This window comes from Ornithinimicrobium carbonis (genome assembly GCF_977012275.1).
The window spans coordinates 459469-471856 of record NZ_OZ348993.1 but is presented as its reverse complement, the minus strand read 5'-3'; the positions used below and the strand labels follow the sequence as shown (position 1 = coordinate 471856).

The following is a 12388-nucleotide window of genomic DNA, read 5'->3' as shown; positions in this document are numbered from 1 at the left end:
CGCTGGTCACGCCCCCGGCGATGCCCGACGGGCACGTCGTGCGCCCGGCGACGCGGGCCGACCTGCCCGTCGTCCGCCGCCTGCAGGACGCTGCGCAGGCGGCGTCGGACCTGCGCATGCCGCACTCGCCGCCCCGCTGGGGCTGGCTGCTCGACCGGGACGGTTCGACCACCTGGGTCGTGGAGCGGGGCGCCGAGGTCGTGGCGACCGGCCGCACCACGCCGCCCGAGGACGGGGTCGTGCTCGCCGAGCTCGCCGCGTCCGACCCCCCCCGCCGCCAGGGCCATGGTCGCCGCCGCCGACGCGCTCGCCCGGTCGGTGGACGAGCCCGAGCCCGTCACTGTGTGGGACCGCCCCGGCACGGTCGGCGGCGCGGTCGTGGACGAGGTCTGCGGCCCCGCGCCCGCCGAGGCGGAGCAGTACTACGTGCGCGTGCCCGACGCGGCCGCGCTGCTGGACCGGATGCGGCCCGTGCTGGACGCCCGCCTGGCCCGCTCGGGGATCGAGCCCCCGGACGAGGTGCTGCTCGGCACGTTCCGCCAGCAGCTGCGCCTGCCCGTGGTGGACGGGCGGTTCGGGGAGCCCGTCGTGGGCGGCACCCTGCAGTCACCGGGCGCGCACGGCGGGGCGGGCGCGGCTCCCGACCTGCTGGGCCCGCTGCTGCTCGGCCCGCTCGGGATGGCCGGGCTGTCGCGGCGCCACCCCGACGTCTACCCCGGTCCGCACGTCGACCTGATGGAGGCGTTGTTCCCCCCGGTGCGCGCCGATCTGCTGACCTACTACCTGCCCTGAGCGTCCCTGCCTCCTGACTCACCTCCCGGACGGAGCGGCCCACCGTGCGAGGATGACCGGCGTGGAGCACGAGGAGAGCCTGCTCGGACCGGCGCAGGTCCGTGAGCTGGCCCACCGCCTCGGGATCCGCCCGACCAAGTCGTGGGGGCAGAACTTCGTCATCGACAAGGGCACCGTCCGGCGGATCGTGCGGGCGGCCGGGGTCGGGCCGCAGGACGTGGTCCTCGAGGTCGGGCCCGGCCTGGGCTCCCTGACGCTCGCTCTTCTGCCGGAGGTCGCCCACGTGACCGCGGTGGAGATCGACCCGACCCTGGCGGAGCAGCTCCCGCGCACGGTCGCCGACCTCGCCCCGCACCTGGCGGACCGGCTGACGGTCGTGCCCGCCGACGCCCTGCGGCTGCAGGAGCTGCCCGACCCCCGACCGACAGCGCTGGTGGCCAACCTGCCCTACAACGTCGCGGTCCCGGTGGTGCTGCACCTGCTGGCCACCGTGCCGACCCTCGAACGGGTGCTCGTCATGGTCCAGCTCGAGGTGGCCGAGCGGCTCGCGGCCGGGCCGGGGAGCAAGGTCTACGGGGTGCCCAGCGTCAAGGCCGGCTGGTACGCCGAGGTGACGGGGGCCGGGCGGATCGGGCGCACCGTGTTCTGGCCGGCACCCAACGTGGACTCCGGACTGGTCCGGATGGTGCGCCGGGACCCTCCGGCCGCCCGTGCCGCCCGGCAGGAGGTGTTCGCCGTCGTCGACGCCGCGTTCGCGCAGCGGCGCAAGACCCTGCGGGCCGCACTGGCGGGCTGGGCCGGCGGCGCGGAGCGGGCCGAGCGGGTGCTGCGGGCGGCCGGGGTCGACCCGCGGGCGCGCGGCGAGGTGCTCACCGTGGAGGACTTCGCCCGGATCGCGGACGCCGCCAGGGACGACGCCGACGGCTTCGGGGGCGCAGCGTCCGGCGACGGGGCGGAGGGGGCTGCGGACCGCGCGGGCGACGCGGGGACGGGTGGCGACGGTGGCCTCGCGGGTGGCCAGGAGGATCGTCGGCCGACCCCATAGGGTGATGCCATGAGTCCAGGCGGGAGCACCGAGGCCGTCACCGTCCGGGTGCCCGGAAAGATCAACCTGGAGCTCGCCGTGGGACCCCTGCGCGAGGACGGCTACCACGAGCTGTCCACCGTCTTCCACGCCGTCAGCGTCTATGACCGGGTCACCGTGCAGCCCGCCTCCCGGTGGTCGGTGCACATCACCGGCCCGTTCGCCGACCGGGTCCCGACCGGACAGGAGAACCTCGCGCTCAAGGCCGCCCGCGCGCTGGTCCGCCGGCGGGGCCGCCGGGCGGGGTCGGGCCCGGTGCGGATCGACATCGACAAGCAGATCCCGGTCGCCGGGGGCATGGCCGGGGGCAGCGCCGACGCGGCCGCCACCCTCGTCGCCTGCCGCGAGCTGTGGGCCATGGACCACGTCGACCAGGAGATGCTCGAGCTCATCGCCTCGGGCCTGGGCTCCGACGTGCCCTTCCTCCTGCACGGGGGGACGGCCATCGGGTCCGGCCGCGGCGAGCAGATCACCCCCGTGCTGGCCCGCGGGGAGCTGCACTGGGTGCTGTGGGTCGGCGAGGGCCTGGGGCTGTCCACCCCCGAGGTGTATGCCGAGTGCGACCGCCTCCGCGCCGAGGCCGGGCAGGACGTCCCCGTCCCCCAGCCGTCCGGTGCCCTGATGACGGCGCTTCGCCGGATGGAGACCGACGAGGTGGCCGCCGCGCTGCGCAACGACCTGCAGGCCGCGGCGGTCTCACTCGAGCCCCTGCTGGGGGAGGTCCTCGAGTCCGGGCTGGAGCTGGGCGCACGGGCGGGGATCGTGTCCGGCTCCGGTCCCACCGTGGCCTTCCTCGTCGGGTCCCAGGCGGAGGCGATCGACCTGTCCGTGGGGCTGGCCGCCAACGGTCCGACGGGGGACATCACCCGGGTCGTCGGGCCGGTGCCCGGCGCGCAGGTGGTGCACCACCACCGCACGCCCTCACCACCTCCGCCCGGACCCGTGCGCGGCGGGCCGCTGGGCCCGGTGCAGGGCTGATGGCGCCACCACCCGCCAGCCTGGTGGCCCTCGACCGGGCCCGCCTCGTCCTGGGCACCAGCGTGCTCCTCGACGAGGTGTCCGTGGGCGTGGCGGACGGGGACCGCATCGGCGTCGTCGGTCGCAACGGCGGTGGCAAGACGAGCCTGCTCGGCGTGCTCACGGGAGGACGCGAGCTCGACGAGGGTCGGGTGCTGCGCACCGGGGACGTCACCTCCGGCATGCTCGCGCAGACCGACCTGCTGCCTCCCGACGCCACCGTGCGCGAGGTGGTCCTGGGTGACCTGGCCGAGCACGTGTGGGCCGGGGACGCCCGTGTCCGGGAGGTCCTGGAGGGTCTGCTCGGCGGCACCGGGGCGTCGGCCGTCGGTGGCTGGGACGCGGTCGTCGGTCCGATGTCCGGCGGCGAGCGCCGCCGGCTCGCCCTCGCGGCCCTGCTCGTGAGCGACCCCGACGTGCTCGTCCTCGACGAGCCCACCAACCACCTGGACGTGGAGGGCGTGGCCTGGCTGGCGGCATACCTCTCGCAGCGGCGTCCCCGCTCCGGCAACGCCCTCGTCGTCGTCACGCACGACCGGTGGTTCCTGGACGAGGTGAGCACCCGGACCTGGGAGGTCGAGGACGGGCGGGTGCACACCTACGAGGGCGGGTATGCGGCGTACGTGCTCGCCAAGGTCGAGCGCCAGCGGGTGGCCAGGGTCACCGAGGACCGCCGCGCCAACCTGGCGCGCAAGGAGCTGGCCTGGCTGCGGCGCGGGGCCCCCGCGCGGACGAGCAAGCCGCAGTTCCGGATCGACGCGGCGACCGCCCTCATCGAGGGGGAACCGCCGCCGCGCGACACCGTCGAGCTCGTCCGGTTCGCCACCACCCGGCTCGGCAAGGACGTGCTCGACCTGGTCGACGCCACCGTGTCCGTCGGCGACCGCACGCTGCTGGAGGACGTCACCTGGCGCATCGGACCCGGGGACCGCTACGGGCTCGTCGGGGTCAACGGGGCCGGCAAGTCGACCCTGCTGCGGGTGCTGCAGGGTCAGCACCCGCTGGCGGAGGGGAGGCTGAAGGTCGGCAAGACCGTGCGCATGGCCGCCCTGACCCAGGAGCTGCGCGAGCTGGACCGGGTGGCCGGCCGGAGCGTGATCGACTCGATCACCGAGGTGCGCTCCTTCACCGTTATCGGCGGCAAGGAGGTCTCGGCCAGCTCCCTGGCCAAGCGGCTGGGCTTCAGCGGCGGTCGTCAGCAGTCCCGGGTGGGGGACCTCTCCGGGGGGGAACGGCGGCGGCTGCAGTTCGTGCGGCTCCTCATGGACGAGCCCAACGTGCTCCTGCTCGACGAGCCGACGAACGACCTGGACATCGACACGCTGACGGCCATGGAGGACGTGCTCGACGGCTGGGCCGGCACCCTGATCGTGGTCTCGCACGACCGCTACCTGCTGGAGCGGATGACCGACCGGCAGACGGCCCTGCTCGGGGACGGCTCGCTGCGCGACCTGCCGGGAGGGGTGGAGGAGTACCTGCGGCTGCGTCGACGGATGCCCGACCGCGGCTCCGCCCGCCCGGGCGTGGTCCCGGCGACGGCGACCCCGGCGGACGGCGGTGCCGCAGCCGCGTCCCGGGTGGGCGCGCGTGCCGACGCGGCCGCGGTGCGGGAGGCCCGCAAGACCCTGGCGCGGGTGGAGCGGTCCCTCGACCGGCTGCACGCCCAGGAGGCCCGGCTGCACGAGCAGATGGCGCAGGCCGCCACCGATCCCGACCGGCTCACCGCGCTCACCGCCGAGCTGGCCGCCCTCACCGACCAGGAGGCCCGGCTCGAGGAGGAGTGGATGGAGGTCTCCGAGGTGGTGCAGGACGCCTGAGGGTCAGGACCGCCCGGCGACCTGACGGCGGCGCAGCCCCAGGAGACCGAGGGAGACCCCCACGACCGTCAGACCCGCCAGCAGCAGCAGCGGGGTGAGCGCCACGTCCTGGACCGGGACCTGGGCCGGGTGGCTCAGCGGGGACAGGTCCACGACCGCCTGCGGCACGTCGAGCAGCGTGGCGAAGGTGCCCGTGAAGACGATCAGGCCCACCACCGCCCAGCCGACCGGTGCCAGCAGACCCGGGAGCCAGCCGTGCAGGAGGGCGGCCAGACCGAGCACGGCGAGCACCGCCGGGACGAGGTTGAGGTGCGCCGCGGTGCTGTCGCCCGTGAGCGACGGGTCCCCGGTCACGGCAGTGGCCGCCGCCCCGGTGAGCACCCCGGTCACCACCATGATCAGCGTCGCCCCCAGGGCCACCACCGCCAGGTGGGACCCGGCCCAGGCGGCCCTGCTGGTGGGCGTGGCCAGCACCAGCTCCGCGCGACCGGCGGCCTCCTCCGCGCGCAGCGACTGCACGGCATACACCACGTAGGCGCAGGTCAGCATGGCGCTGAAGACCGAGAGGAAGGCGACGTAGCCCAGCGTCATCTGCTCGGCCCCGAACATGGCCTGCATCTCGGGCGGAAGGGCGTCGGCGGAGTCGAGCATCACCTGGGTGAAGGCGCCGTCGATCACCCCCAGGAAGAGGACGGCCGCGCCCCAGGCGAGCAGCGGCCCCCGCTGGAGGCGGAGCGCCAGGCCCCAGGGCGAGCCCAGGGAGGCACCACCCCGCTCGTGACCACGACGGGCCGGCAGCAGTCCCGCCCCGAGGTCGCGACGGCCCTGGAGCACGTAGGCGAGGGCGACCGTGCCTCCCGCGAGGACGAGCAGGAGCAGCAGGGGCCACCACCGGTCGAGCACGTACGGTGCCGCCTGCGCGCCCCAGCCCAGCGGCGAGACCCAGGACAGGGCGCTGCCGCCGGGCGCGACCATGTCGCCCAGCGCCCGGAGCGCGAAGGCGGCACCGAGCACCAGACCCGCCAGGCCGGCGGCGCCCCGCGAGTGGGCGCTCAGCTGGGCCGTGGCGGCGGTGATCCCGGCGAAGGCGAGGCCGACGAGGCCGACGGACGCGGCGACGACCGCCGAGCCGGGTGCCGGATAACCGTTGGCGAGGGCCAGCAGCCCGACCACCAGGGCGGCCAGGACGTTCGTGACCACGGCCACGACGAGGGCCGCGGTGAGCGGCGCCTGCCGTCCGACCACGTCGGCCCGCACCAGCTCCGAGCGACCGCTCTGCTCCTCCAGGCGCGTGTGCCGGGTGACGAGCATGATGTTCATCAGCGCGGCCAGCAGCAGCAGGTAGAGGAGGTAGCCGGCGGCGAAGAAGCTGGCGTGGGTGGGGTCCTCCATCCCGTAGGCGGGGCCGGTGAAGAGGCGGCCGACGGGTTGCTGCACCATCGGGGTCACGGCGGCCAGGTCGGCCTCCGTCGGGGCCAGCTGGGGCAGCGCCGCCCCCAGGTAGACCATGAACAGGCCCAGTCCGCCGACCCAGGCGGGCAGCTTGATCCGGTCACGCCTGAGCATCAGCCGGACGAGGGTTCCGGTGCCCGTGGTGGGCCCGGTCGGCCGGTCGTCGGGGTCCGGGGCGGTGGCCCGGGTCCGCCGGGGGCGGGTCGTCGTCGTCACCATCTCAGAGCACCTCCGCGTCCTCGCGCGGGCGCAGCTCGTCGCCGTAGTGCCGCATGAGCAGCTGTTCCAGGGTCGGCGGGTGCGCCACGATCGAGGTGACGCCCAGCCCGGCGAGCGTCTGCAGGACCGGTTCGACCCGGTCGCCGTCGACGTCCAGCCGGACCTGGTCCCCCGAGCGCTCGAGCGCGTGCACACCGGGCAGGTCGGCGAGCCCGTCGGCCGGCCGTCGCAGGGAGGCCACGACGGTGGTGCGGGACATGTGCCGCAGGTCCTGCAGGGTCCCGCTCTCGGCGACGCGACCGGCCCGGATGATGGAGACCCGGTCGGCCAGCACCTCCACCTGCGCCAGGACGTGGCTCGAGAGGAGGACGGTGGTGCCCTGGGCGCGCGCCTCCCGGATGCACTCCTGGAAGACGACCTCCATCAGCGGGTCGAGCCCGGCGGTGGGCTCGTCGAGGAGGAGCAGGTCCACCGGGGAGGCGAGGGCGGCGACGAGGGCCACCTTCTGCCGGTTGCCCTTGGAGTAGGTGCGCGCCTTCTTGCCCGGGTCGAGGTCGAAGCGCTCGACCAGCTCGTCGCGGCGGGCCCGGTCGAGGGTGCCGCGCAGCCGGGCGAAGAGGTCGATGGCCTCGCCGCCGGTGAGGTTGGGCCACAGCTCGACGTCGCCGGGCACGTAGGCCAGCCGGCGGTGCAGGCCGACGGCCTCCTCCCAGGGGTCCTCGCCGAAGAGCCGGGCCGTGCCCCCGTCGGCCCGGAGCAGACCGAGGAGCACCCGGATCGTCGTGGACTTCCCGGCCCCGTTGGGTCCGAGGAACCCGTGCACCTCGCCCGGTTCGACGCGCAGGTCGAGCCCGTCGAGGGCGCGGGTGGAGCCGAAGGTCTTGACCAGTCCCTCGGTGGAGATGACGGGTGCGGTGCTCATCGTGGGTCCTTCTCGTCGGGATCGTCGGGGTCTTGCGGGTCGTCGGGGTCTTGCGCGTCGTCGGGGTCGTCGGGAGGCGTGCCGGAGGGTCGTGGCTGCGGGTCGGGGCCGCCGCCGGTGCGGGCGGCGATCGCCTCCTCGGTCAGCACCCCCTGGGTGAGGATCTCCGAGGCCGGGAGGAGGTAGGGCAGCACGTCGCCGCCCTCCCCGAGGACGTCGGCACCGAGCATGCGGTGCAGCTGCTCGTGCAGGACGAGGACCCCCATCGACCAGAGGGTCAGCACGACCATCCGGGCGCGGGGGTCGGCGGTGGGGCGGACCATGCCGGCGCGCTCGGCCTCGGCGGTGTACTGCAGCGCGCTGTCGACCAGGTCGTCCATGAGCGCGTCCAGGTGCGGGCTGCCCTCGACGAGGACCCGGGCCAGGTAGCGCAGGACGGAGCGTCCCTCGTCCATCCGGGAGACCATCGCGACCAGGTCGGCGCCCGGCCCCTCGGCCATGGCGCGGCTCTTGGTCTCCCTGATGGTCCGCACGACCCGCTGGTCGCAGGCCTCCCGCAGGCCCTCTTTGGTGCCGTAGTGGTGCAGGACCAGCGCCGGGGACACCTCGGCCCGCGCGGCGATCGCCTTCAGGCTGGTGCCCCGTACGCCCTGGGTGCCGAAGAGCTCCACGGCCACGGTGAGGATGCGGTCGCGGGCGGTGGGTGAGTCGTCCTGACTGAACACACAGTCAGCATAGGCTGAACGAACGTTCAGCCGCAAGGGGTCCTAGGCGTCGTCGTGGTGTCACCCGTCCCGGCCGTAGGGACCCGGCCGTAGGGACCCGGCCGTAGGGACCCGGCCGTAGGGACCCGGGCGCACGGGGCCGGCCGCACGGGCTGGGCCGGGTGGCTCAGCGGTCGTCGAACGGCCGGAGCAGCCGCTTGAGCACGGCGGCCACGTCCGCCTGCTCCGCGGGGGTGAGGGCTGCCAGGATCGCCCGCTCCCCGGTCACCAGCTCCTCCAGGGCGCCGTCCACGACGTCGCGGCCGGCCGGGGTGAGCCGCACCAGGACCGACCGCAGGTCGGAGTCGGAGGTGGTGCGCTCGACAAGTCCGCGCTCCACCAGCCGGGTGATCCGGTTGGTCATCGTCCCGCTCGTCACGAGGGTCTGGCGCACCAGCTGGGTGGGGGTGAGGCGGTAGGGCTCCCCGGCCCGGCGCAGGGCCGAGAGGACGTCGAACTCCCAGGACTCCAGCCCGCGACCCGCGAACGCCTCCCGACGTGCGAGGTCCAGGTGGCGGGCCAGCCGGGAGACGCGGGAGAGCACCTCGAGAGGGTTGACGTCCAGGTCGGGCCGTTCACGGCGCCAGGCAGCGACGATGCGGTCGACCTCGTCCTGGTCGGGCCCGTGCGGCTCCGGCTCACCCATGCCGCCACTGTAGTGCGGGGCCTGCTCGGCTCCCCGGGTAGGAATCGAACCTACGTCGCTAGTCCTGATTCAAAGTCAGGCGGCCCCTGCCAGCAGAGCAACCGGGGAAGGTCGCGTGAGGACCGCACCAGCGTAGGACACCGGGGGGCCGGGCTCAGGCCGTGCGGTCCTTGACCGTCCGCAGGGTGGGCCTGGCCTCCATGCCGGACAGCCCGTTCCAGGCCAGGTTGACCAGGTGGGCGGCCACGTCCTCCTTCTTCATCCGCCGCGAGTCCAGCCACCACCCACCGGGGATGGCGACCATGCCCACCAGCATCTGCGCGTAGAGCGGTGCCGTCTTCGGGTCGAGCTGCCGACGCTTGAACTCGGCGGCCAGGATGTGCTCGACCTGGCTGGCGATGTCGCTGATGAGGCTGGCGAAGGAGCCGGTCGACTGTCCCGGCGGGCTGTCGCGCACGAGGATGCGGAAGCCGTCGGTGGAGTTCTCGATGTAGTCCAGCAGCGCCATCGCGGCCGCCTCCAGCAGGCTGCGCGCGTGGGCGCCCTCCTGGGTCAGGGCGGCCGTCATCTGGCCCAGCAGGGCCTGGATCTCCCGGTCGACGACGACCGCGTAGAGCCCCTCCTTGCCGCCGAAGTGCTCGTAGAGGACCGGCTTGGAGACCCCGGCGGTCGCGGCGATCTCCTCCACCGTGGTCCCCTCGAAGCCCCGCTCGGCGAACAGTCGCCGCCCCACCTCGATGAGCTGCTGACGGCGCTGCGGCCCCGTCATCCGGTTGCGGGCGGCGTTCTTGGGAGCGGGGGAGGTCACCCGGCCATCATGCCAACAGCTGCGTCGGCCACCCCCGGCGCGTCTGCCCGGCCGGGGGGATTCCGTCGCCCAGGGCCCGGACCGCGGCCCCGGCCGGGCCGGGTCCGGGGCCGGGCCGGGCCCTCCCGGGGCACGGGTACAGTCGTGCCCGTGACGTCATACGACCCCGCCGCCGTGATCATCCTGGCCGCCGGTGAAGGCACACGGATGAAGTCAGCCACCCCCAAGGTCCTCCACCGCATCGGTGGACGCACGCTCCTGGGCCACGCGCTGCACGCCGCCCGCCAGGCCGCACCGCGCCACCTCGCGGTCGTCGTGCGCCACGAGCGGGACCTGGTCGCCGCCCACGTGGAGGAGACCGACGCGGACGCCCTGGTCGCCGACCAGGACGAGGTCAAGGGCACGGGCCGGGCCTGCGAGTGCGGGCTGGACGTCCTCCCGGCGGACCTGGAGGGGACCGTACTGGTGACGATGGGCGACGTCCCCCTGCTCACCGGCGCCACGCTCCGCGACCTCACCGAGCGGCACGAGCGCAGCGGCGCAGCGGTGACGGTCATCAGCGCCGAGCTGCCGGACGCGAAGTCCTACGGTCGGGTGGTGCGCGACGAGGCTGGCGACGTCGTGGCCATCATGGAGTTCAAGGACGCGCTGCGGCACCGCGAGGCCGGTGACGAGTGGGCCCACGTCGTCGACGTGCGCGAGATCAACTCCGGCATCTACGCCTTCGACGCGGCCCTGCTGCGCTCGGCGCTGGGCCGGGTCGGCACCGACAACGCCCAGGGTGAGAAGTACCTCACCGACGTCGTCTCGATCGCCCGGGAGGAGGGACGGCGGGTCGTCGCCCACCTCGTGGACGACCCGTGGCAGACGGAGGGCGTCAACGACCGGGTCCAGCTGGCCGACCTGGGTCGCGAGCTCAACCGGCGGGTGGTCCAGCACTGGATGCGCGAGGGGGTCACCGTCGTGGACCCGGCGACGACGTGGATCGACGCCGACGTGACGATCGGGCGGGACACGGTGCTGCGGCCCAACGTCCAGCTGCTCGGAGCGACCACCGTCGGCAGCGACGCCGTGGTCGGCCCGGACACGACGCTGACCGACACCGTCGTGGGGGACCGGGCCAGCGTCGTCCGGACCCAGGCCGAGCTGGCCGTGGTCGGCGAGGACGCCGGCGTCGGGCCGTTCTCCTACCTGCGGCCAGGGACCGAGCTGGGCGCAGGGGGCAAGATCGGCGGGTTCGTGGAGACCAAGAACGCCCGGATCGGCCCGGGCGCCAAGGTGCCGCACCTGACCTACTGCGGCGACGCCACGATCGGCGAGGGGGCCAACATCGGGGCGGGCACGATCTTCGCGAACTACGACGGGGTGGCCAAGCACCGCACCACCGTGGGCCGGCACAGCTTCGTGGGCTCCGACTCGGTCCTCATCGCCCCCGTCGACATCGCCGACGGTGCCTACGTCGCGGCCGGCTCGGCCATCGAGGGGCGGGTCGGCCCGGGGCAGATCGCGGTCGCCCGCGGCCGGCAGCGCAACGTCGACGGGTGGGTCGCCCGTCGCCGCGCGGGCACCCCCACGGCCCGGGCGGCCGAGGACGCGCTGGCGAAGGAGCGGACGGCCGGGGACGAGCCCGCCCGGGACGCCGGCGCACCCCATACCCGTCCCGACGACGCCTCGACCCCCACCCAGGAGAGCTGATGACCGGCATCCACCGCACGCCCGAGAAGAACCTCATGGTCTTCACCGGGCGGGCCCACCGCGCGCTGGCGGAGGCGATCGCCGAGGAGCTGGACACCTCGCTGGTGCCGACCCAGGCCTACGCCTTCGCCAACAGCGAGATCTACGTGCGCTTCGACGAGTCGGTCCGCGGGTGCGACGCCTTCGTCATCCAGAGCCACACCGCCCCGGTCAACGAGTGGATCATGGAGCACCTGATCATGGTCGACGCGCTCAAGCGCGCGTCGGCCAAGCGGATCACCGTGGTGCTGCCCTTCTACGGCTACGCCCGCCAGGACAAGAAGCACAGGGGCCGCGAGCCCATCTCGGCCCGCCTCATGGCCGACCTGTTCAAGACCGCCGGCGCGGACCGGCTGATGGCCGTGGACCTGCACACCGCCCAGATCCAGGGGTTCTTCGACGGGCCCGTCGACCACCTCATGGCCCTGCCGATCCTGGCGGACCACGTCAAGAAGAAGTACGCCGGGCAGGACCTCGCCGTCGTCTCGCCGGACGCCGGCCGGATCAAGGTGGCGGAGTACTGGTCAAACCGCCTGGGCGGGGTGCCGCTGGCCTTCATCCACAAGACCCGCGACATCACCCGCCCCAACCAGTCGGTGGCCAAGCGGGTCGTCGGCGAGGTCGCCGGCCGGATGTGCATCCTGGTGGACGACATGATCGACAGCGGCGGCACCATCACCCAGGCCGCCGACGCGCTCATGGCCGACGGCGCCAAGGGGGTCGTGGTCGCGGCCACGCACGCGATCTTCTCCGACCCGGCCGTCCAGCGACTGCGGGACTCGGTGGTCACGGAGGTGATCGTCACCGACACGCTGCCGCTGTCGGACGAGGCGCGCGCCCTGGACAAGGTCACCGAGCTGTCGATCGCCCCGCTGGTCGGGCGGGCCATCCGCGAGGTCTTCGAGGACGGGTCGGTCACGTCCATGTTCGACGGTCAGGCCTGAGCCCCGGCGCCGTCCGGGGATTTCACCGCTCTGCGTGCAGGGGCTAGACTTCTACGAGTTGCCTCGGCGAGGGACACCGCACGGTCTGCGGTGGCCGTGATTCGACGAAGCGTGTCGCACCGGCCGTCCGTGCCCGGTGCCGGCGCCTCCGCGATGCCCGTGCCGTGTCCCGCGTCGAGGCCGACCCAG

Annotated in this window: 11 protein-coding genes and 1 tRNA gene; 6 read left to right on the top strand and 6 right to left on the bottom strand. The window is 74.2% G+C overall.

Translation table 11 applies throughout. The features are described from left to right. The first annotated feature begins 285 nt into the window (after positions 1 to 285). The 4 genes from ACWHYA_RS02125 to ACWHYA_RS02110 are packed head-to-tail and all read left to right on the top strand — an operon-like array spanning position 286 to position 4710. Positions 286 to 792: a hypothetical protein gene (locus tag ACWHYA_RS02125; RefSeq protein WP_425940046.1), complete on the top strand. Its 507-nt coding sequence runs from the start codon at positions 286 to 288 to the stop codon at positions 790 to 792. A 52-nt stretch (positions 793 to 844) separates the two neighbouring features. Next, positions 845 to 1837, top strand: a complete 993-nt coding sequence (rsmA, locus tag ACWHYA_RS02120; RefSeq protein ID WP_425939336.1) for a 16S rRNA (adenine(1518)-N(6)/adenine(1519)-N(6))-dimethyltransferase RsmA — start codon at positions 845 to 847, stop codon at positions 1835 to 1837. A 9-nt stretch (positions 1838 to 1846) separates the two neighbouring features. After that, complete coding sequence (locus ACWHYA_RS02115) at positions 1847 to 2854, top strand: 4-(cytidine 5'-diphospho)-2-C-methyl-D-erythritol kinase (RefSeq protein ID WP_425939338.1); 1008 nt, start codon at positions 1847 to 1849, stop codon at positions 2852 to 2854. Next, a complete protein-coding gene (locus ACWHYA_RS02110) occupies positions 2854 to 4710 on the top strand; it encodes an ABC-F family ATP-binding cassette domain-containing protein (RefSeq protein WP_425939339.1) in 1857 nt (618 codons plus the stop codon). Before ACWHYA_RS02115 ends, ACWHYA_RS02110 begins: the two co-directional genes overlap by 1 nt. A gap of 3 nt (positions 4711 to 4713) precedes the next feature. Here ACWHYA_RS02110 and ACWHYA_RS02105 read toward each other — a convergent pair whose 3' ends face one another. The 6 genes from ACWHYA_RS02105 to ACWHYA_RS02080 form a co-directional block, all read right to left on the bottom strand. Next, complete coding sequence (locus ACWHYA_RS02105; RefSeq protein WP_425939341.1) at positions 4714 to 6381, bottom strand: ABC transporter permease; 1668 nt, start codon at positions 6379 to 6381, stop codon at positions 4714 to 4716. A gap of 1 nt (position 6382) precedes the next feature. Next, complete coding sequence (locus ACWHYA_RS02100) at positions 6383 to 7303, bottom strand: ABC transporter ATP-binding protein (protein ID WP_425939342.1); 921 nt, start codon at positions 7301 to 7303, stop codon at positions 6383 to 6385. Next, positions 7300 to 8028, bottom strand: a complete 729-nt coding sequence (locus ACWHYA_RS02095) for a TetR/AcrR family transcriptional regulator (RefSeq protein WP_425939344.1) — start codon at positions 8026 to 8028, stop codon at positions 7300 to 7302. Before ACWHYA_RS02095 ends, ACWHYA_RS02100 begins: the two co-directional genes overlap by 4 nt. Before the next feature lie 166 nt (positions 8029 to 8194). Then, positions 8195 to 8713: a MarR family winged helix-turn-helix transcriptional regulator gene (locus tag ACWHYA_RS02090; RefSeq protein WP_425939346.1), complete on the bottom strand. Its 519-nt coding sequence runs from the start codon at positions 8711 to 8713 to the stop codon at positions 8195 to 8197. Positions 8714 to 8742: 29 nt separating this feature from the next. Continuing rightward, positions 8743 to 8821: transfer RNA gene (locus tag ACWHYA_RS02085), tRNA-Gln, on the bottom strand. Positions 8822 to 8867: 46 nt separating this feature from the next. Beyond that, positions 8868 to 9482 (bottom strand): TetR family transcriptional regulator, encoded by a 615-nt coding sequence (locus ACWHYA_RS02080; protein ID WP_425940017.1) that lies wholly within the window; start codon positions 9480 to 9482, stop codon positions 8868 to 8870. A gap of 189 nt (positions 9483 to 9671) precedes the next feature. Here ACWHYA_RS02080 and glmU point away from each other — a divergent pair, with 189 nt between their 5' ends. Next, complete coding sequence (gene glmU, locus ACWHYA_RS02075; protein ID WP_425939347.1) at positions 9672 to 11216, top strand: bifunctional UDP-N-acetylglucosamine diphosphorylase/glucosamine-1-phosphate N-acetyltransferase GlmU; 1545 nt, start codon at positions 9672 to 9674, stop codon at positions 11214 to 11216. After that, positions 11216 to 12199, top strand: a complete 984-nt coding sequence (locus ACWHYA_RS02070; RefSeq protein ID WP_425939349.1) for a ribose-phosphate diphosphokinase — start codon at positions 11216 to 11218, stop codon at positions 12197 to 12199. Before glmU ends, ACWHYA_RS02070 begins: the two co-directional genes overlap by 1 nt. The last annotated feature ends 189 nt before the right edge of the window (positions 12200 to 12388 follow it).